Raw genomic sequence first — 19,542 nt, forward strand, 5'->3', positions numbered from 1 at the left:
AATCAACGTCACGTTCAGCAGCGGGAGTTCGTGCGGAGAGGGCCTGGCAGGTCACACGTGACGACGCCGCTCATACTGGCAGCGCACCGACGAAGGACCGGGCGCGGGTACAAGGCCGGTGACAACGTGTCTTCACCCGCCCGGGCGGATCTCCGAGACGAAGGATGTACGGGACAGTGGCTGTGTGGTGGTCGGGCACCGACGAACTGGTCCGCTGGGGCACACCGGCGCGTATGGACCGAACCGACCGCCGGCTGCTCGACCGCGAACACGAGTCGGAGCAGATCGACGCCCTGCTGGGCGCCCCCCAAGGCCCGCGGCTGGTCCTCGTGCGAGGCGAACCCGGCGTGGGCCGAAGCGCGTTCCTGCACGCGACTGGTGAGCGCCTGGGAGCCCGGGGAGCGGCCGTCCGCACAGTGCTCTGTGTCTCCGGCGACGGCGAGCGGCCGCTGCTGCTGGTGCTGCGACTGATCATGGCGCTGGAGGAGCGCCCCTCCGGCACGGAACAGCGCCCGTCGGCCCAAGGGCCGGTCGCCCGGGCCTTGTTGGCCGTCGACCAGCGTGATCAGGCCGCGATGGAGGCGCTGTTGCGCACCGCTCTCACCCGTGGCGCCCCGGTGGCGGTCCTGGTCGACGACGTTCAGCATGCCGATCCCGACTCTCTGGACGTGCTCAGCCGGATGGAATGGCCCAGGGGCGCTGCCGGTGTCCGGTTGGTGATGTCGGCGGCACGGCACGCCGTACCGGGCGGTGCCGGAGCCGTGGACCGGCTGGACGGCGTCGAGGGGGCGCGCACGATCGTCCTGAGCCCGTTGGGAGCGCACGACATCACCGCGCTGGCGGCGCGGTGGTTGCGGGCCGAGCCCGATGCCGCCCTGGCCGGGCGGACGGCCGAGCTGACACGCGGGGTTCCGGGGGCGGTCGATGCCCTGCTCACCGGCTGGACCCGCCGGGGCGACATCCGGATCGCCGACGGTCACGCCTTTCTCGGTGTGAGAGCCCAGGTGCCGGTGCTGCCCGATGACGACCGGTTTGTCGCGGCTCTGGACCGACTGGGCGGGCCGTCGCGCGCGGTGGCCGCCGCGCTGAGCGTTCTGGGATCGCTCGGCCCGGTGGCCCTTGAGCTGACCGCGGTCCGGACCGGTCTGTCCCCCGCCGCGGTCGGCGACGCCGTCCGCAGCCTGGTCGAGGCAGGCATCGTCGACGAATTGCCAGGACCGGACGGAACGGCCGCAGGGGGCTGGGCCTTCCGTCTTCCGCTGACCGCGCACACCGTCCGAGAACGGCTGAGCCCGGTGGAACGCGGCCGGCTGTCCGCCGCGGCGGTTGAGGTCCTCTGGAAGCCCACGGACTCGCCAGGCACCGGACCCGCGACTCTCCCGGCGCCGGGCCTTCTCGACGAGACGAACGGGCCGGCCTACCGGGCCGACCGGATCGCGGAGGCGGGCAGCCTGGTCGACCGGGAACGCGCGGTGGCCGAACTGACGGCCGCCGCCCGGCGGATGAGGCCGGGGACAGACGACGGGCGGGTCCTGCGGTGGCTGCGGTCCGCCCGTGACCTGACCGAGCACGCCGACGCCCGCGATCGCGTCCTCCAGCAGTACGCTGCCGCCGCCTACCTGGCGTGCGACTACCCCACCGGACGCGCTGTCGGGGAGCTGCTGCTCCGCGACCCCGGGCCGACGCTGGACGAACTCGACCTCCAGGAGGCGGCCTGCCTGGTCGTGGCGGTCACGGCCAACCAGCGCGACTGGCCCACCATGTCCCGGCTCGCGACCGCCCACTGGTGGGACGGACTGCCGGTCCCCGTCCTGGCCAAGGTGACCGGCCGGGCCCTGGCCCTGTGCCACCTCTCACGATGGCAGGAGACGGCGGAACTCCTCGAACGCACCGAGGAGGTGTGGAACACGAGCCCCCGTGCCCGTGTGACACCCGCCATCTTCCACGCCATGGCCGAACTGGCCATGGGCCGCCCGGAACGGTGCCGGCGGGCACTGGCCATGACCGATGCCCCCGAACTGCCGCCGGGCAAGGTGTACTCACTGACCGGCGGCCTGTTCGACGACCTGCTCACCTCCTACGACCTCGACTCGGCCCGCACCCTGCTGGAGACCACCGGCCTGCCCGTGGACGTGCTGCCCCCGCTCAGCAGGTTCCTGTACGACCACGTGACCGGCCGGTGGGACCGGGCCCTGGAATCGGCCCGCCGGCTGCTGGCCAACAGCGAGGTCTATTCCACCCCGGTGTCGGACAGCTCCCTGCTCCCGGCACGTACGGCGGCCGTGCTCCTCGCCCAGGGCCGGGTCACCAGCGCCCTCCAGACTGTCGAGGACATGCGCGCCCCCGACGGCAGTCCGCCGCAGTGCGCACTGCACGCGTCCGAAGCGGAGGCGCGCATGCTGCTCGGCGATCTGGACGCGGCCGAGAGGACACTGCGCCACGGTCTGGGCACGGCGCGGGCGCACGGCCAGGTCTACGGCACGGACGAACTGTGGGCCCTGCTGGCGGAGACCACGACCAGGCTGGGACGCGCTGCCGAGGCGAGCGCCTGCCGGGAGCACCTTCAGCGGATCGCCGACCGGACCGGCAACGACCGGTCCGCTCTGCTGCACCTGCTGGTCTCGGCCCGGGTCCCGCGACCGGACGCACCCGACACCGCCCGTCGCGACCTGCGCGAGGCCGTGGACCTCGCCCGGGTCCGCGGCCTGCCCTTCGAAACGGCGACTACCCTGCTCACGGCCGCCACCGCGGGCGCGGTCCCGGCCGGGCTGCTGCACGAGGCGTACGAACTGTTCGGCACGATCGGTGCCGCTCTGTGGCGCCACCACACCCGGACCGCCCTGCGTGCGGCCCGACTCCCCGTCCCCGACCGTAAACGGACCACCGTCGAGAACGACCACCTCCTGGCCACCCTCATCGCCGAGGGACTCACCAACCACGAGATCGCCTGCGTCCTCCGGCTCAACGAGGACGCCGTCGCCCAGCGCCTGTCCCGCCTGTTCAGCCGCACCGGCCTGCGCTCCCGCACCGAGGTCGTCACCGCCGTACTGACCGGCTCCTTCTGACAGCATCCGTCGGTGTCAGGCGCGTCGGGGCAGTGCGTCCGCCGGTTCGCGTCAGTTTTCCCTGTGCTTAGCCTGTGCGGCGCCCACGAAGCGGAATCGGCTGTTTCCCCATGCCACGATCGTGCGTGTCGGCAGCCGGTGAGACGCCGGCGGAGCAGCAGTAAGGCTCCGCACGGCACTCCCCGGTCCGCCGCAACGCCGATGACCGTGCGGGTTGACGCCTCGTGGGCCGCCACCCCGCATCCGCTCCGAAAGGCATGTCCAGCAATGGCATCAGCCCCTGCCGCACCCATCACCAAGCGGACACGCCCTGTCATGGGCATGACTTGTGCGGTGGTGGCCGCCGTCGGCCTGCTGACCACCGGCTGCTCCGCGGAACTCACCGGCGGCGACACGGACATGGCTCTGCCGGACATCGCGGCCGAGCCGGCGGCTCCCGTCACCGGCTACGACGGACTGACGGGGCTGCCACTGTCCGCCTACGGCACCTCCCAGCAGGAGGACATCCTGCTGTTCCGGACGAACGAGGCGCTGGTCGCCCGCTGCATGAACAGCCTCGGATACAAAAACTATTCGGGCCGGAAGAAGGCCCAGGACGACACGAAGACGAAAGCGGAACGGGAAGCCATCCGCCCGGCCGACGCCTGGGGCTATATCGGCGCCGGCACCGCGAAGCGTCTCGGTTTCCACGTCGCGATCACTCCTCCGGTCTCCAAAGGCCCGAAAGGCCGGGAACTGAAGGACTACAACGTCTGCTGGGACAAGGCGGACAAGCAGGTGCCGTCTCCCACCGGCGGCAAGGGCTGGAAACTGACCCAGGACTTGTTCGGCCGGTCATTCCAGAAGGCGGCCTCGGACAGCCGGGTCGTCGCCGCGCGCAAGAGCTGGTCGTCCTGTATGGGCGAAGCGGGACACCCGGCCGACGACCCCCAGAAGCTGTCCGAGGGCTTCATGAGCGCCAAGAAGACGACCCCGAAGGAAATTGCCGCCGCCACCGCCGACGAGAAGTGCACCCGGTCGTCGAACCTGGCCGGCGTCTACTTCGCGGTCCTCACCGGATATCAGAAGCAGCTCATCTCCGCGAACACCGAAGTCCTGACCGGCTACAAGAAGCAGGTCCAGGAACAGGTCGACCGGGCGGAGCAACTACTGGCCGCCTCCGACACGGCCTGAACACCCTCACCCCTCGACTCCGGACGGCGCGTTGTCCCCTCGCGTTGCCGTCCGGTCCCTCAGCACGACAAGAAACAGCGAGAACAGGAGAACGTACGTGACTCGACGAGCCAAGCGACTGGCGCTGTCCGCGCTGACAGCCGTCATGGCGGCGGCCTCACTCACCGTCGCCACCGCGCCGCAGGCGTCCGCGATCAATGAAGTCCCCTGCAACCGGCCCGATTTCCTCTGGGTGCAGGGCCATTCCGACCCGGTACCCGTCAACCCTTACTGGACTACGTGTTACGCCAACGCCGGAGAAGCGAAGATTGACCCGAACACGGGGCTTCGTGACTGGGTTACAACAATCGCCACCGGCAACAACCGGGTCCAGTGGCACGGGGACGACAGGTGGCAGCCCAATGCCCCGATCGAGAAGTGGGTCACCTTCACCTGGCCGAACCACCCCGACGGGGTCCGCATAGACCACATCAGGATCCTCTGAAACAGCCGCGCCGGTGGGGGCGGCGGTCCCGCCCGATCGCCGTCCTCAATGCGCAGGGCCATTCGCCAAGGCCCTCAAGGATCTGTTGACCGCAGTGCCGCTGGCGTGTGAGCGAGCGGATTCGGAGCCTTCGGCGGTGGGCAACAGCGGCTGGCTGGTTCGCCGCCCCGAGCGTGCTCCGTACTCGGCGAAGCGCTCGTCATCACTGCCGACTTGTTCGGCGACGAGCCGCACCACGACGGTCCTCACCTCTCGACTCCGGACGGCACCGCGCCAGAGCGCACCACCGTCCGGCCCCCAGCACGACAAGAAAGAGGAGAAACTCCCATGAATCAAAAAGCCAAACGAGTGGTCCTGTCCGCGCTGACAGCTGTCATGGCAGCAGCCTCACTCACCGTCGCCACCACGACGCAGGCATCCGCGATCAATCTGGTCTCCTGCAACAGCGGCGATTTCCTCCAAGTAGGAGGGCACACCAGCATCGGCGCCGGGGTGGTAGAACACTGGAAGAATTGTTACGCCAACGCCGGAGAAGCGAGTATCGACGCGCTGGGGACTCAGTGGGTGGATTACATCAGCACCGGCAACAACCGGGTCCAGTGGCACGGGGACGGAAGGTGGCAGCCCGATAGCCCGATCAACAAGTGGACCTACTTCGTCTGGGGAAACAACCCCGGCGGGGTCCGCATAGACGCCATCAAGATCCACTGATCAACCACTGCTGGCGAGGGACGGCGGTCATACCCGATCGCCGTCCCCGACCAGTGCTCCGTCAAGTTCCCTGATTGCGTGGAGGGTTGGCGATCAGACCGGTAGGGGCGGATAGCAGAGCAGGCACGGGGGTTCGTGATCATTGTGGTGTCGAAGCCAGATGATCACGAGGACGTCCCGTGCCTGCTGTTGCATCTTCCCCCATCCCTGCCGTGCTGGGTCCGCTGGATGCGGACCGGATCGCTGACCTGCGTCCCTACCTCGAATCGGTTCCGGATCCGCGCTCACGCCGGGGCCGGTGGTACGCGCTGACGGCGATCTTGCTGGTGTGTGCCTGCGCGGCCGTCTGCGGCGCGAAGAGCATCGACGAACTCGCCGAGTTCGGCGAACGGGCCACGAACTCGCTGCTGGCCTCCCTCGGGATACGCCGTCGCCTGCTCGGCTGGCGACGCAGCCCCAAGCCGGTCACTATCGGACGCGTCCTTCAGGCACTTGACGGCGACGCCCTGGACCAGGCCGTGGGCGCCTACCTGGCCAACCGGCACCGCATCACCGCGTCCGCGGACGTGCCCGCAGCCCGATCGCGGCAGGCCATCGCCGTGGACGGCAAGGCCCTCAAGGGCTCAGCCCGCCCGGACACGCCGCGCCGTCACCTGCTCTCGGCGGTCACCCACGACCGCGTCGCCACGATCGCCCAGGTCGAGGTCGGTGTGAAAACCAACGAAGTGCGCCACTTCAAGCCCCTGCTGGCACCACTCGACCTCGCCGGCACCGTCGTCACCTTCGATGCCCTCCACTCGGTGAAGGCCAACATCACCTGGCTGGTCGAGACGAAGAAGGCCCACTACATCGCCGTCATCAAGACCAACCAGCCCACCGCCTACGACCAGCTCGCCGCCCTGTGCTGTGACCGCATAGGTTCGCCGGGTTGGCGGTCGTGACGGTTGGATGTGGGGTGACGTCCGATCCGACCGCTGGAGGCGCGGTGGTTGAGCCCGTCCGTGTGCGCAGACTGACCGATCAGGAAGGGCAGAAGCTGCAGCAGATCGTGCGCCGGGGCAGCACCAGTTCGGTGCGCTATCGGCGCGCGATGATGCTGCTGGCCTCGGCCGGCGAAAACCGGGTTCCGCCGATCGCCCAGCTGGTGCAGGCCGATGAGGACACCGTGCGCGATGTGATTCATCGGTTCAACGAGATCGGCTTGGCCTGCCTGGACCCTCAGTGGGCGGGAGGCCGTCCCCGCCTGCTCACCCCTGACGACGAGGACTTCGTCATCCAGACGGCCACCACCCGCCCCACCAAGCTCGGCCAGCCCTTCACCCGCTGGTCCCTGCGCAAACTCGTCGCCTACCTGCGCAAAGTCCACGGCCGGATGATCCTCATCGGCCGCGAGGCGTTACGCTGCCTGCTCGCCCGCCGCGGCGTCACCTTCCAGCGCACCAAGACCTGGAAGGAATCCCCGGACCCCGAACGCGAGGCGAAGCTGGACCGGATCTAGGAAGTCCTCGACCGCTTCCCGGACCGGGTCTTCGCTTTCGACGAGTTCGGCCCGCTCGGCATCCGCCCCACCGCAGGCTCGGGCTGGGCCGCGCGCAAACGCCCCGACCGGCTGCCCGCCACCTACCACCGCCCCCACGGCGTGCGGTACTTCCACGGCTGCTACTCGGTCGGCGACGACCGGCTATGGGGCGTCAACAGGCGCAAGAAGGGCGCCGCCAACACGCTGGCCGCGCTGAAGTCCATCCGCGCTGCCCGGCCCGACGGCGCCCCGATCTACGTGATCCTGGACAACCTCTCCGCCCACAAGGGCACCGACATCCGCCGCTGGGCGAAGAAGAACAAGGTCGAGCCATCGCCTACGAGACAGCACTCGACACAACATCAACTACCCTGGCCCAAGCCGCATAGCCCGTGTCCAAGATTCCGGGTCAAGCCCCAAGGCCGGGTAGTTAGCGTATTTCCGCTGGTGGCAAGAGGGTTGAGCGAGTTCTCGGGCTGCTGTAGGTGGCGGGGCCGGTCTTGGCGATGAGTCCGTTTACGGCCCATCTATCGAGCTGTCGGTACATCGTGCCGAGGGTGATGTCGCCGAGGTGGCGGGCGAGGTCGCGGGTGTGCCACTGGCGGTCGGGTTCTGCATGAAGGAGGTCCAGGACGCGCTGTCTGCGCCGGTCGGCGGCCGGTGTGTGCCGATCGTCGTGCGAGACGGTGGGCAGGTCGGGATCGGGTTCGAGGATGGTGACGTCGAGGTCGGTGACCAGGCGGCTTGTGTCGGGGCGGCCGTCGTCTTGGCGTTCGGCGTACCGGGAGACCGGTGACCTGACTTTTCGGGTGCTGATGCGGGGGCGCCGGTGCGGGAGGAGCCCGGCCAGGACCCGGTTGCCGATGACGCCGGTGGTGCGGTTGCCCAGGGCGTCGGGCTTGATGACGTCGGCGGCCTGGACCACGAGGTCGCGGGCGGTCTGGATGGCTATGGTGAAGCCGCAGCGGTCCGGGTCGGTGCCCGGCCGGGACTCGGCGGCCTCCACCATCACGGTCCGAAGTGCCTGGTAGAGGGCGAGTAGGGCCCACATCTCCTGCTCGACCCCGACCGGGTCGCCTGAACGCAGGACCCGGCCGTCTGTGATCGTGTGACGCAGAGCAAAATACGCCGACTCGTGCTCCCACCGCTGGTGGTAAAGGGCAACGAGGGCCGGGGCGGGGTAACGACGAGCATCGGTCAGCGTCGTGACCAGCCGGTAGGAGTTGGTGAACGAGCAGTCGTCATAGGCCACGGTGATCTGCGCTTCCACGACGCGTACCGGGACGGTGCCGATGACCGAGAGGTAGGAGCCATCGGTGAGTCGGCTCAGGACCGGGGTGCGTCGGTTGGCGCGCAGCCGGCCCAGGAAACTGGCTCCGGTGTCGTGCACGGCGGCGAGGAAGGCGTTGGCGTCGAAACCCTTGTCCCACAGGACCAGCATGCCGGGGCCCAGGTGGTGCAGGAGCCTGCGAGCGTAGGAGGTCTCCCCGTCGCTGGGAGTGCCGAACACGGCGCCGATCAGGGCACGGGTGCCGGTCTCCACCAGGGTCATCAGTTCCAGCATCGGATACCCGCCACGGCTGCCGGGTCCGAACCACTCCACGTTGCGCTCGGTATCGGGGAGCTTGATCGAGGTGCAGCCGTCGAAGGAGACCATTCGGAACGGCCCGAACCGCACTCCGGGAGTCACCGGCTGGGCGAGCGGGCCGGCCAGGGTCTCGAACACGCGCTTCATCGGTTCTGCACCGAGCCGTCTGCGCAGGTCACGTAAGGCTTTCGCAGTTGGCTCCGCGACCTCGATCCCGACGCCCGTAAGGGCTGCGGTCAGCTTGTGCCAGACCAGCCGGTAGCCGACCTCCGGGAACAGGCACATCGCGAGAAGGAAGTAGACCCCGACCCGCGAGGGCAGATCCCGTAACCGGCGCTGCACGCAACGAGTTTCATCCAGAACGGCATCGACGAGGTCGAACGGTATGACCTGCGTCAACTCGCCCAGATGACCGGGCGCGAACCGCCCCTCGGCCACGATGAACTCACGGGTGACCCTCGCCAGACCGGGTGGCAGGACACAATGACGCGTGGGCAACGGGGCTCCTCAACGGCCGGAAGTCTTGGCGGACTACCTGACCAACGCGGCCCCGTTGCCCGCGTTCCTACCCGACACCGAACTCCCTCGCCACCAGCGGAAATACGCTAACTACCCGGCCTTGGGTCAAGCCCCAGGCCGACCGAGCCCGCACGACTCACCCCGGCCCGCGTCCGCCGGGGATTCGGAACCTCCGCCCGCACCCGCACACTGCCCGGCCGGTGCACCGAGCCTCTCAACACCCGGCCCAGGAAGACCACTTGGCTGCAAGAATCGCCGCCCCGCGACCCACTATGACGTTGGGAAAACGACCAGGCGACCCGAGAGCATTATCGAGCGCGACAGCCTCAGAGGGTAAGAGACAAGCTGACAAGCCTCCGCAAAACTCACCAGTCCTGGCTGGCTTCCCCGCTGTTGGCGACGGGATCAACCGGGAGGCGGGTCAGCCCTACAGCGGCGCAGGCACGAACCGTGTCCACAGCGGCCGACAAGATCCAACCGCTGATCTGCATCAAACCGCTCGGGCACGCCCTGGCACGACGTATACGTCAGACGGGCTTCGCCGTCGTCCCCCGGAGGACGAGACGCGGGGTGAGGACGACCTCGCGGGGTTCGGTCCGGTCCTGGTCGAGGCGCTCGACGGCCGCGGTCACCGCATGCCGCGCCTGCGCCTCGGCCCCCTGGCTGACCGTGGTCAGATTGAAGCAGCTCAGCCGCGAGTGGGTGTCGTCGTCGTAGCCGACCACGGACACCCGGCCAGGGATCTCGACCCCGGCGCGGGTCAGGGCGGCCAGGACGCCGATGGCGCACTGGTCGTTGAAGGCGACGACGGCGGTGGGAAGATCGCCGGCTTCGAGTAGCTGGCCCGCGGCGCGCTCGCCGGCCGCTTCGGTGTGGTCGCCGCGCAGGACGCTGATGTGTTCGTCCAGGCCGTGGCGGCGCATGGCGGTGCGGTAACCCCGGCGCCGATCGGTGGCGATCACGCCCTTGCCGCCGTCGACGTAGGTGATCGCACGATGGCCGAGCCCGACGAGATGGTCGACGATCTGGCCGACCCCGTCGTCGTCAGCGGTGCGCACGACGTCCAGGGCCGCGTCGGAGATCCGGCGGCCGACGGCGATGACCGGAGACTTGCGGTCCAGCGCGGCGAGGGTCGCGGCGGGGGCGGTCGGGCCGAGCAGGATCAGGGCCTCGCTGCGGTAGGCGAGCAGCGTCTCGACGGCCGTGTGCTCGTCGCGGGTGCGCGTCAGGGTGCTGAGCACCAGGTCATAGCCGACCTCCTCGGCCGCCACATGCAGATGGTCGACCAACTCGGCGTGGAACGGGCTGTAGATGTCGATCATGACGCCCAGCAGACGGCTGCGGCGGCTCGCGAGCACGCTGGCCGTACGGTCCACCTGATAGCCGAGGTCTGCGGCGGCCCTGAGGACACGCTGCCGCGTCCGCTCACTGGGACCGGCCACCCCACGCAGCACGAGGGACACCGACGCGGTGGACAGGCCCACCCGCGCGGCCACGTCCTCCAGCCGGGGACGCTTGTTCGCGCCATTCCGGTGACGTACGGGATCACCGTCGCCCACTTGCGCCTCCCCTGCGGAAATCTGCTGGCACAACACCCTTGACACGCTCGCGAAACAATCCGATAGTACCAGAACTTAAAGCGTTTTAAATTGTGCTGATGTTCCGACTAAGCCAGCTCGAAAGCGCGGTCCGCGCGGATCGTGTTCTCCGGCTCGGTCGTCGGCGACGACGCCCACAAGGCGCTCGCTCAGGACATCGAGGCCGCCACACCCACCATCCACCCCTACGGCCGCCGTTCCACCGACCCTCCCAGTTGCACAGTGAGGTGCACGAATCATGAACCGAACCTCCCTTCCCCGCTCTCGCAGAACAGCCTCCGTCGTGGCCGTGGCCGCCGTGGCCACCCTGGTCCTCGCGGGCTGCTCCAGCAGCTCCGGCGGCAAGGAGGCCGAGGAGGGCGGGGCGGACGCCGCGGCCGGCAAGGCCGACACGCCCCGTATGAAGGTCGCGATGGTCACTCACGCGCCGTCCGGCGACACGTTCTGGGACATCATCCGCAAGGGCGCCCAGGCCGCCGCCGCCAAGGACAACGTCGAGCTGATCTACTCCAACGACGAGAGCGCCAGCGGCCAGGCGACGCTGATCCAGAACGCGATCGACCAGAAGGTCGACGGCATCGCCGTCACCCTCGCCAAACCCGACGCCCTCAAGGACGCCATCGCCAAGGCACAGAAGGCCGGCATCCCCGTCGTCGGCTTCAACTCCGGCATGGACGTCTGGAAGGAGCAGGGGCTGCTCTCCTTCTTCGGCCAGGACGAGGCCGTCTCCGGCCAGGCCTTCGGCAACAAGCTCAACGAGACCGGCGCCAAGCACGCGCTCTGCGTCGTCCAGGTCCAGGGGCACGTCGGCCTGGAGCAGCGCTGCGCCGGCGTGAAGAAGACCTTCAAGGGCAAGACCGAGAACCTCTACGTCAACGGCAACGACATGCCCGCGACCAAGTCGACCATCTCGGCCAAGCTCAAGCAGGACTCCTCGATCGACCAGGTCGTCACGCTCGGCGCCCCGTTCGCGCTGACGGCGGTGGAGTCGATCTCGGACGCGGGCAGCAAGGCGAAGGTCGCCACATTCGACCTGAACAAGGAGCTCACGGACGCCATCAAGGCGGGCGACATCGAGTTCGCCGTCGACCAGCAGCCCTACCTGCAGGGCTACCTGGCCGTGGACTCGCTCTGGCTCTACAAGAACAACGGAAACTACAGCGGCGGTGGCGAGGAGCCGGTGCTGACAGGCCCGGCCTTCGTCGACAAGGACAACGTCGACACGATCGCCAAGTTCGCCTCGAAGGGCACCCGGTGATCTGATCATGACCCAAGCAACGGCACCGGCGGCGAGCTCACCTTCGTCGCCGGCTCCGCCGGCCGCCCACAAGGACGGCCGCACCGTACAGCGTTCGCTGGGGCGCAGGCTGCTGGCCCGCCCCGAGGTCGGCGCGCTCATAGCCGCGATCGGCGTCTACGCGTTCTTCTTCTCCGTGGCCCCCTCGTTCCGCGAGGCCAGTTCGCTGGCGACGGTGCTCTACCAGGCCTCGGTGATGGGCATCATGGCCCTGCCGGTGGCCCTGCTGATGATCGGCGGCGAGTTCGACCTGTCCGCCGGCGTCGCGGTCACCACCTCCGCCCTGACAGCGGCAATCCTCAGCTTCCAGCTGACGGTGAACGTGTGGACCGGCGTGATCGTCGCGCTCATCGTGTCCCTCGCCGTCGGCGCGTTCAACGGCTGGCTGCTCATCAAGACCGGCCTGCCGAGCTTCCTCGTCACGCTGGGCTCGTTCCTGATCCTCCAGGGCTCCAACCTCGCCGTCACGAAGATCTTCACCGGCAATGTCGCCAGTGACTCGATCGCCGACATGGACGGCTTCGACCAGGCCAAGAGCATCTTCGCGTCCGAGGTGTCGATCGGCGGCGTCGACTTCAAAATCACGATCTTCTACTGGCTCGTCTTCGCCGCGATCGCGACCTGGCTGCTGCTGCGCACCAAGTTCGGCAACTGGATCTTCGCCGTCGGCGGCAACAAGGACTCCGCCCGCGCGGTGGGTGTCCCCGTCAACTTCACGAAGGTCGCGCTGTTCACGGGCGTCGGCGCCGGGGCCTGGTTCGTCGGCATGCACCTGCTGTTCTCGTTCAACACGGTCCAGTCCGGCGAGGGCGTGGGCAACGAGTTCCTGTACATCATCGCCGCGGTGATCGGCGGCTGTCTGCTGACCGGCGGTTACGGCTCGGCCGTGGGCCCGGTGATCGGTGCCTTCATCTTCGGCATGGTCTCCCAGGGCATCGTCTACGCCAACTGGAACCCCGACTGGTTCAAGGCCTTCCTCGGCGTGATGCTCCTGATCGCCGCCCTCGTCAATCTGTGGGTCCGCAGCCAAGCGACCCGGAGGTGAACCACCCCATGACCAACACCAACACGGCTATCGTCACGGACACCGAATCCCAGAACGACACCCCCGTCGTAGAACTGCGCGGCACCGGCAAGGCCTACGGCAATGTCCGCGCCCTGCACAGCGTGAACCTCAGCGTCCACCCCGGCCGCGTCACCTGTGTCCTGGGCGACAACGGCGCCGGCAAGTCCACCCTCATCAAAATCATCTCCGGCCTGCACCAGCACACCGAGGGCGACGTCCTCGTCGACGGCAAGCCGGTGCGCTTCTCCACCCCCCGTGAGGCGCTGGACGCCGGCATCGCCACCGTCTACCAGGACCTGGCGACCGTGCCCCTGATGCCGGTGTGGCGCAACTTCTTCCTCGGCTCCGAATTCACCCGCGGCCCCTGGCCCGTCCGCCGCCTCGACATCGCGAAGATGAAGAGGACCGCGGACGAGGAACTGCGGAACATGGGCATCGTCCTGGACGACCTCGACCAGCCCATCGGCACCCTCTCCGGCGGCCAGCGCCAGTGCGTGGCCATCGCCCGCGCCGTCTACTTCGGTGCCCGCGTCCTCATCCTCGACGAGCCCACCGCCGCCCTCGGCGTGAAGCAGTCGGGTGTGGTGCTGAAGTACATCGCCGCCGCCCGCGACCGCGGTCTGGGCGTCATCTTCATCACCCACAACCCCCACCACGCCTACATGGTCGGCGACCACTTCAGCGTCCTGCGCCTGGGCACCCTCGAACTGAGCGCCGCCCGCGACCAGGTCAGCCTCGAAGAACTCACCAACCACATGGCCGGGGGCACCGAACTCGCCGCCCTCAAACACGAACTGGCCCAAGTACGCGGCGTCGACGTCGAGGAACTCCCCGAGGAGGACGACCTCACCGCACCCGTGGCCACCTCGAAGGACGGGGCTGCGTGAACCGGCCCCGACGCTCCACCGTCCTCCCCTGACACCCCGGAAGGTACCCCGTCGTGAAGATCGCCCTCGACCCATACATGATCCGCAATGTCCCGCTCCTCGAACTGCCCGCAGTGGTCGCCGAGTTGGGCTACGAATGGATCGAGCTCTCCCCCCGAGAGGACTTCATCCCCTTCTTCCGCCATCCGCGCGTGGACGACGCCACCGTACGGAAGTTCCGCAAGGCGCTGGACGCGGCGGGCGTCGGGATCTCCTCCCTCCTGCCCCTCTTCCGCTGGTCCGGCCCCGACGAGGACGCGCGGCAGGCCGCCGTCCGCTACTGGAAGCGGTCCATCCAGATCTGCTCGGACCTCGGTGTGGACAGCATGATCTCCGAGTTCAACGGGCGCCCCGAGGACCCGGACCGCAGCGAGGCCCAGTTCTGGAAGTCGATGGACGAACTCCTTCCGCTCTTCGAGCGGGAGGGCGTCAAGCTCGCCCTGGAGCCGCACCCGGACGACTTCATCGAGGACGGCCACGACGCGGTGAACCTGATCCGCGGGATCAACCACCCCAGCGTCAGTTTCCTCTACTGCGCCCCGCACACCTTCCACATCGGCAACGACGCCCCCGGCATCATCAAGCACGCGGGCGATCTGCTCACCCATGTTCATCTGGCCGACGTCCTCGACCACACGGCCTCCTCGGGCAACCGCTACATCCTCAACCCGCCCGGCACGACGGCACGCGTCCACCAGCACCTCGACATGGGTCAGGGCGAGGTCGACTTCGACGAGCTCTTCCGCGAACTGCGCGCGAACGGCTTCGACGGCACTCTCACGTCCTGCGTCTTCGCCTGGGAAGACCGCGCGAAAGAGTCGTCCGTCTTCATGCGGAAGAAGATCGACGAGTACCTGGCCACTTGGTCCTGACATCGATTGACCTAACAACCTATTGACATGACATATGTCGGAAGGCATCGTTCTCGCTGCAGTCGCTTAAAGCGCTTTAAGGAAGAAGGGGAGCTGCCGTTATGCCGTTCGAAGTGCTGACCATGGGCCGTGTGGGGGTGGATGTGTATCCGCTTCAGACCGGTGTGGGGCTGGCCGAGGTCACGTCATTCGGCAAGTACCTCGGCGGCAGCCCCACCAACGTCGCGGTGGCCGCCGCCCGTTACGGGCACACCGCGAGCGTCGTCACCAAGACGGGCCGCGACCCGTTCGGGGACTTCGTCCGGCAGGCGCTGGAGGGATACGGCGTCGACGCCGGCTTCGTGGGGACGTCGGACATCGCGCCGACGCCGGTGACGTTCTGCGAGATCTTCCCGCCGGACGACTTCCCGCTGTACTTCTACCGCCTGCCCAAGGCCCCTGACCTGGACATCCGTCCCGACGAGCTCGACCTGGACGCCGTGCGCGACGCCAGTGTCTTCTGGATGACCGGGACGGGGCTGAGCGAGGAGCCGAGCCGCTCGGCGACGCTGGCCGCCCTGGCGCACCGGGCCAAGGCGGGCACGACGGTCTTCGACCTGGACTGGCGGCCGATGTTCTGGGCGGACCCGTCCGGGGCGCGGGCGTACTACGCCGAGGCTCTGCGTCATACGACCGTGGCCGTCGGGAACCTCGACGAGTGCGAGGTGGCGACCGGGGAGCGGGAGCCGTACGCCGCCGCGAAGGCACTGCTCGCCGCCGGGGTCGAGCTCGCCGTGGTCAAGCAGGGCCCCAAGGGCGTGCTGGCCATGACCCGGGACGGCTCGACCGCCGAGATCCCGCCGGTGCCCGTCGACGTCGTCAACGGTCTGGGCGCGGGTGACGCCTTCGGCGGCGCGCTGTGCCACGGGCTGCTGTCCGGCTGGGACACGCGCCGCACGGTGTCCTTCGCCAATGCCGCCGGCGCGATCGTGGCGGGCCGGCTGTCCTGCTCCGACGCCATGCCCACCGAGGCCGAGGTCGCGGCCAAGCTCCGCGAGGCAGCCCTCGCATCCGATGAACGAGAGGTGTGACGCCATGCTGCCCGACAATGTGAGCCGGATCGTGGGGGCCCGCGTCAACGACCCCGGTGCCATCGCGGCGGCCGCCGCCCGCCGTGTGAGGGCGACCTCGCTGCTCGGCGAGCACGGTAAAGCCATGATCATCGCCGCCGACCATCCGGCGCGAGGGGCCAACGGCGTAGGCGGCGACCCGACCGCCATGGCCGACCGCTTCAAGCTGCTCGACCGCCTGTGCGTGGCGCTGGAACGGCCCGGAGTGACCGGCGTCCTGGCCACCGCCGACATCCTGGAGGACCTGCTGCTGCTCGGCGTCCTCGACGGCAAGAGCGTCTTCGGTTCCATGAACCGCGGTGGGCTGGCGGGTTCGGTGTTCGAGATCGACGACCGGTTCACCGGGTACGACGCCGAGACGATCGCGGCGATGGGCTTCGACGGCGGCAAGATGCTCACCCGCATCGCCCTCGACGACCCGGCCACCCCGTCGGTCCTGGAGAACACCGCCCGCGCGGTCGACGAGCTGAACGACCGGCAGCTCATAGCCATGGTCGAGCCGTTCCTCTCCCTCTGGCAGGACGGGAAGATCCGCAACGACCTCTCCACCGACGCTGTCGTCAAGTCGATCACCATCGCCTCCGGGCTGGGCCGCCGCACCGCCTACACCTGGCTGAAGCTGCCGGTCGTCGACGACATGGAGCGCGTCCTCGCCTCCTCCACGCTGCCCGCGCTGCTGCTGGGCGGCGAGGTCAAGGACGCCGCCGCGGCCTTCGCCTCCTGGGGCAAGGCACTGAAGCAGCCCACCGCTCAGGGTCTGGTCGTGGGCCGCTCCCTGCTCTACCCCTCGGACGGCGATGTCGCCGGGGCGGTGGACCGGGCGGTGAGCCTGCTGTGAGCGACACGAGCAAGTACCACCTGCCCAGGGGCACATCGGCCGACGGCCCCTACGACCTCCTGATCACGCCGGAGTCGGCGGGCTGGGGATACTCCGGACTCAGGATCCTGACCCTGGCTCCGGGCGAGGCGCACGCCCTGTCCACCGGGGATTCCGAGTTCCTGGTCCTGCCGCTGACGGGCTCCTGCACCGTCACCACGGACGGCAAGTCCTTCGAACTCGTCGGCCGGACAGGCGTGTTCGCCTCCACCACCGACTTCGTGTATCTCCCGCGCGAGTCGGAGGCTCTCATCAGCAGCGCGGCCGGGGGACGGTTCGCGCTGCCCTCCGCCCGTACCGAGCGGGGAGGTCAACCGGCTCGGTACGGGCGCAAGGAGGACGTCCCTGTCGAGCTGCGGGGTGCCGGGGCGTGCTCGCGGCAGGTCAACAACTACTGCCTGCCCGGCACGTTCGACGCCGAGCAGCTGCTGGTGTGCGAGGTGCTCACCCCCGGCGGGAACTGGTCCTCGTACCCGCCGCACAAGCACGACGAGGTACGCACCGACGAGGCCGGCAACCCGGTCGAGTCAGAGCTGGAGGAGATCTACTACTTCGAGGTCTCCGGCGACGGGAACGGCTTCGGCTACCAGCGGGTCTACGGCACCACCGACCGGCCCATCGAGGTGCTCGCCGAGGTGCGCTCCAGCGACGCCGTCCTCATTCCGCACGGCTGGCACGGCCCGTCGATCGCGGCCCCCGGCTACGACCTGTACTACCTCAACGTCATGGCCGGTCCGGGGCAGGACCGCGCCTGGCTGATCTGCGACGACCCCGCCCACGGCTGGGTGCGTTCCACCTGGGAGTCCCAGGACGTCGACGACCGGCTTCCCTTCGAAGGGCCCACCGAGCAATGAACACCATCCGACTCACCACCGCCCAGGCGCTCGTACGCTTCCTGGCCCACCAGTACAGCGAACGCGACGGCCAGGAACACCGTCTCATCCCCGGTGTGTGGGGCATCTTCGGGCACGGCAACGTCGCCGGCATCGGCCAGGCACTGTTGCAGGCAGCCACGACCGGCGAAGCCGACCTGCCCTACTACCTCGCCCGCAACGAACAGGGCATGGTCCACGCCTCCGTCGCCTACGCCAAGATGCGTGACCGGCTGGCCACCTTCGCCTGCACCGCCTCCACCGGCCCCGGCTCCACCAACATGATCACCGGCGCGGCGCTCGCCACCACCAACCGCATCCCGGTGCTGCTGCTGCCCTCCGACATGTTCGCCACCCGCGCCGCCGACCCCGTCCTCCAGCAGCTGGAGGACACCCGGGGCGGCGACGTCACCGTCAACGACACCTTCCGCGCCGTATCCAAGTACTTCGACCGCATCTCGCGTCCCGAGCAGCTGATCCCGGCCGCACTCGCCGCGATGCGGGTACTGACCGACCCCGTCGAGACCGGCGCCGTCACCCTCGCCCTCCCGCAGGACGTGCAGGCCGAAGCGTACGACTGGCCCGTCTCGTTCTTCCGGCGCCGGGTGTGGCATGTGGGCCGCCCGGTTCCGGAGCCGGCCGCCGTCGAGCGCGCCGCCGCCCTGCTGCGAGGCGCCCGCAAGCCGCTGATCGTCGCAGGAGGCGGCACCGTCTACTCCGGTGCCGAGACTCAGCTGCGGGCCTTCGCCGAAGCCACCGGCATCCCCGTCGCCGACACCCACGCCGGCAAGGGCGCCGTCGCCTGGGACCACCCGTACGCGGTCGGCGGGATCGGCTCGACCGGTTCGTACGCCGCGAACGAGCTGGCACGCGAGGCCGATGTGATCCTCGGGATCGGCACCCGCTACTCCGACTTCACCACCGCCAGCCACACCGTCTTCGCCAACCCCGACGCCACCTTCGTCAACCTCAACGTCGCCCGCCTGGACGCCGTGAAGCACTCCGCCGAACCCCTGGTCGCGGACGCCCGGCTCGGCATCCAGGCCCTCGCGGGCGCGCTGACGGACTGGGAGGTGGACCAGGAGTACCGCGACCGGACACGCCAACTAATCGCCCGTACAAGGAAGATCGAGGAGGAATGCTTCGCCCCGGACCGCAGCACCGGCGACCTCCCCGCTCAGACCCAGATCCTGGGCGCCCTCAACGACGTGCTCGGCGACCGTGACGTGGTCATCAACGCGGCAGGCTCCATGCCCGGCGACCTGCAACAGCTGTGGCGGGCGAGGGACCCGAAGGCCTACCACGTCGAGTACGCCTACTCCTGCATGGGCTACGAGGTCGCCGCCGGCGTCGGCGCCAAGATGGCCGACCCCTCGCGCGAGGTCGTCGTCCTGGTCGGCGACGGCTCCTATCTGATGATGGCCCAGGAGATCGTCACCATGGTCTCCGAAGGACTGAAGGTCATCATCGTCCTCGTCCAGAACCACGGCTTCGCCTCCATCGGCGCCCTGTCGGAGTCCCTCGGCTCGCAGCGCTTCGGCACCAAGTACCGCTTCCGCGACGAGGACTCGGGCCGCCTCGACGGCGGCATCCTCCCCGTCGACCTCGCCGCCAACGCCGCCTCCCTCGGCGCGGACGTCCTGCACGCCACCACCGTCGACGAATTCCGCACCGCGATGGAGAAGGCGAAAGCCGCCACCCACACCACGGTCGTGCACGTCGAGACCGACCTCTACGGGCCCAACCCACCCGGCCACGGCTGGTGGGACGTCCCCGTCAGCCAGACCTCCGCCCTCGACACCACCCGCACCGCGTACGAGACATACGCCGCCCACAAGCGCACCCAGCGGCACTACCTGTAAGTCC

General features: G+C 68.9%; 15 protein-coding genes and 2 pseudogenes. 15 read left to right on the forward strand and 2 right to left on the reverse strand.

What is annotated here, in order from left to right; genetic code table 11:
• Positions 1-233: 233 nt before the first annotated feature.
• From SGFS_RS03495 to SGFS_RS03520, 6 genes and pseudogenes are all read left to right on the forward strand, one after another.
• Positions 234-3,065 (forward strand): AAA family ATPase, encoded by a 2,832-nt coding sequence (locus SGFS_RS03495; RefSeq protein ID WP_286247512.1) that lies wholly within the window; start codon positions 234-236, stop codon positions 3,063-3,065.
• A 315-nt stretch (positions 3,066-3,380) separates the two neighbouring features.
• On the forward strand, positions 3,381-4,238 hold the full coding sequence (locus tag SGFS_RS03500) for a hypothetical protein (RefSeq protein ID WP_286247513.1): 858 nt from the start codon (positions 3,381-3,383) through the stop codon (positions 4,236-4,238).
• A 97-nt stretch (positions 4,239-4,335) separates the two neighbouring features.
• Positions 4,336-4,722, forward strand: coding sequence for a beta/gamma crystallin domain-containing protein (locus SGFS_RS03505; RefSeq protein WP_286247514.1), 387 nt, complete (start codon positions 4,336-4,338; stop codon positions 4,720-4,722).
• Between the two features lie 327 nt (positions 4,723-5,049).
• A complete protein-coding gene (locus SGFS_RS03510; RefSeq protein WP_286247515.1) occupies positions 5,050-5,433 on the forward strand; it encodes a beta/gamma crystallin domain-containing protein in 384 nt (127 codons plus the stop codon).
• Between the two features lie 179 nt (positions 5,434-5,612).
• Positions 5,613-6,374, forward strand: coding sequence for an ISAs1 family transposase (locus tag SGFS_RS03515; protein WP_286247516.1), 762 nt, complete (start codon positions 5,613-5,615; stop codon positions 6,372-6,374).
• 44 nt (positions 6,375-6,418) lie between these two features.
• Positions 6,419-7,282 (forward strand): annotated as a pseudogene (locus SGFS_RS03520) (IS630 family transposase); the annotation flags it as partial.
• Between the two features lie 100 nt (positions 7,283-7,382).
• Here SGFS_RS03520 and SGFS_RS03525 read toward each other — a convergent pair.
• A complete protein-coding gene (locus SGFS_RS03525; RefSeq protein WP_286247517.1) occupies positions 7,383-9,038 on the reverse strand; it encodes an IS4 family transposase in 1,656 nt (551 codons plus the stop codon).
• Positions 9,039-9,173: 135 nt separating this feature from the next.
• Between SGFS_RS03525 and SGFS_RS03530 the strand changes: the two are divergent.
• Positions 9,174-9,396 (forward strand): annotated as a pseudogene (locus tag SGFS_RS03530) (NF041680 family putative transposase); the annotation flags it as partial.
• A gap of 190 nt (positions 9,397-9,586) precedes the next feature.
• Here the strand turns inward: SGFS_RS03530 and SGFS_RS03535 are convergent.
• On the reverse strand, positions 9,587-10,618 hold the full coding sequence (locus SGFS_RS03535) for a LacI family DNA-binding transcriptional regulator (RefSeq protein WP_286247519.1): 1,032 nt from the start codon (positions 10,616-10,618) through the stop codon (positions 9,587-9,589).
• 277 nt (positions 10,619-10,895) lie between these two features.
• Between SGFS_RS03535 and SGFS_RS03540 the strand changes: the two genes are divergently transcribed.
• The 8 genes from SGFS_RS03540 (at position 10,896) to iolD (ending at position 19,538) form a co-directional block, all read left to right on the forward strand.
• Complete coding sequence (locus tag SGFS_RS03540) at positions 10,896-11,915, forward strand: sugar ABC transporter substrate-binding protein (protein ID WP_286247521.1); 1,020 nt, start codon at positions 10,896-10,898, stop codon at positions 11,913-11,915.
• A gap of 7 nt (positions 11,916-11,922) precedes the next feature.
• A complete protein-coding gene (locus tag SGFS_RS03545) occupies positions 11,923-12,999 on the forward strand; it encodes an ABC transporter permease (RefSeq protein WP_286247523.1) in 1,077 nt (358 codons plus the stop codon).
• Positions 13,000-13,007: 8 nt separating this feature from the next.
• Positions 13,008-13,907, forward strand: a complete 900-nt coding sequence (locus SGFS_RS03550) for an ATP-binding cassette domain-containing protein (RefSeq protein WP_286247525.1) — start codon at positions 13,008-13,010, stop codon at positions 13,905-13,907.
• 53 nt (positions 13,908-13,960) lie between these two features.
• On the forward strand, positions 13,961-14,818 hold the full coding sequence (locus tag SGFS_RS03555; RefSeq protein WP_286247526.1) for a sugar phosphate isomerase/epimerase family protein: 858 nt from the start codon (positions 13,961-13,963) through the stop codon (positions 14,816-14,818).
• 101 nt (positions 14,819-14,919) lie between these two features.
• Positions 14,920-15,888 (forward strand): 5-dehydro-2-deoxygluconokinase, encoded by a 969-nt coding sequence (gene iolC, locus SGFS_RS03560; protein ID WP_286247528.1) that lies wholly within the window; start codon positions 14,920-14,922, stop codon positions 15,886-15,888.
• A gap of 4 nt (positions 15,889-15,892) precedes the next feature.
• Positions 15,893-16,765, forward strand: coding sequence for a Cgl0159 family (beta/alpha)8-fold protein (locus SGFS_RS03565; protein ID WP_286247530.1), 873 nt, complete (start codon positions 15,893-15,895; stop codon positions 16,763-16,765).
• A complete protein-coding gene (gene iolB, locus SGFS_RS03570; protein ID WP_286247532.1) occupies positions 16,762-17,658 on the forward strand; it encodes a 5-deoxy-glucuronate isomerase in 897 nt (298 codons plus the stop codon). Before SGFS_RS03565 ends, iolB begins: the two co-directional genes overlap by 4 nt.
• Positions 17,655-19,538: a 3D-(3,5/4)-trihydroxycyclohexane-1,2-dione acylhydrolase (decyclizing) gene (iolD, locus tag SGFS_RS03575; RefSeq protein ID WP_286247535.1), complete on the forward strand. Its 1,884-nt coding sequence runs from the start codon at positions 17,655-17,657 to the stop codon at positions 19,536-19,538. Before iolB ends, iolD begins: the two co-directional genes overlap by 4 nt.
• Positions 19,539-19,542: the final 4 nt, after the last annotated feature.

The organism is Streptomyces graminofaciens, from assembly GCF_030294945.1.
Lineage (GTDB): Bacteria > Actinomycetota > Actinomycetes > Streptomycetales > Streptomycetaceae > Streptomyces > Streptomyces graminofaciens.

Bases quoted from the DNA above. Each gene is read 5' to 3' on its own strand.
- SGFS_RS03495 (WP_286247512.1), top strand. From the start codon at position 234: ATGGACCGAACCGACCGCCGGCTGCTCGACCGCGAACACGAGTCGGAG.
- SGFS_RS03500 (WP_286247513.1), top strand. From the start codon at position 3,381: ATGGGCATGACTTGTGCGGTGGTGGCCGCCGTCGGCCTGCTGACCACC.
- SGFS_RS03510 (WP_286247515.1), top strand. From the start codon at position 5,050: ATGAATCAAAAAGCCAAACGAGTGGTCCTGTCCGCGCTGACAGCTGTC.
- SGFS_RS03540 (WP_286247521.1), top strand. From the start codon at position 10,896: ATGAACCGAACCTCCCTTCCCCGCTCTCGCAGAACAGCCTCCGTCGTG.
- SGFS_RS03545 (WP_286247523.1), top strand. From the start codon at position 11,923: ATGACCCAAGCAACGGCACCGGCGGCGAGCTCACCTTCGTCGCCGGCT.
- SGFS_RS03550 (WP_286247525.1), top strand. From the start codon at position 13,008: ATGACCAACACCAACACGGCTATCGTCACGGACACCGAATCCCAGAAC.
- iolC (WP_286247528.1), top strand. From the start codon at position 14,920: ATGCCGTTCGAAGTGCTGACCATGGGCCGTGTGGGGGTGGATGTGTAT.
- SGFS_RS03565 (WP_286247530.1), top strand. From the start codon at position 15,893: ATGCTGCCCGACAATGTGAGCCGGATCGTGGGGGCCCGCGTCAACGAC.
- iolD (WP_286247535.1), top strand. From the start codon at position 17,655: ATGAACACCATCCGACTCACCACCGCCCAGGCGCTCGTACGCTTCCTG.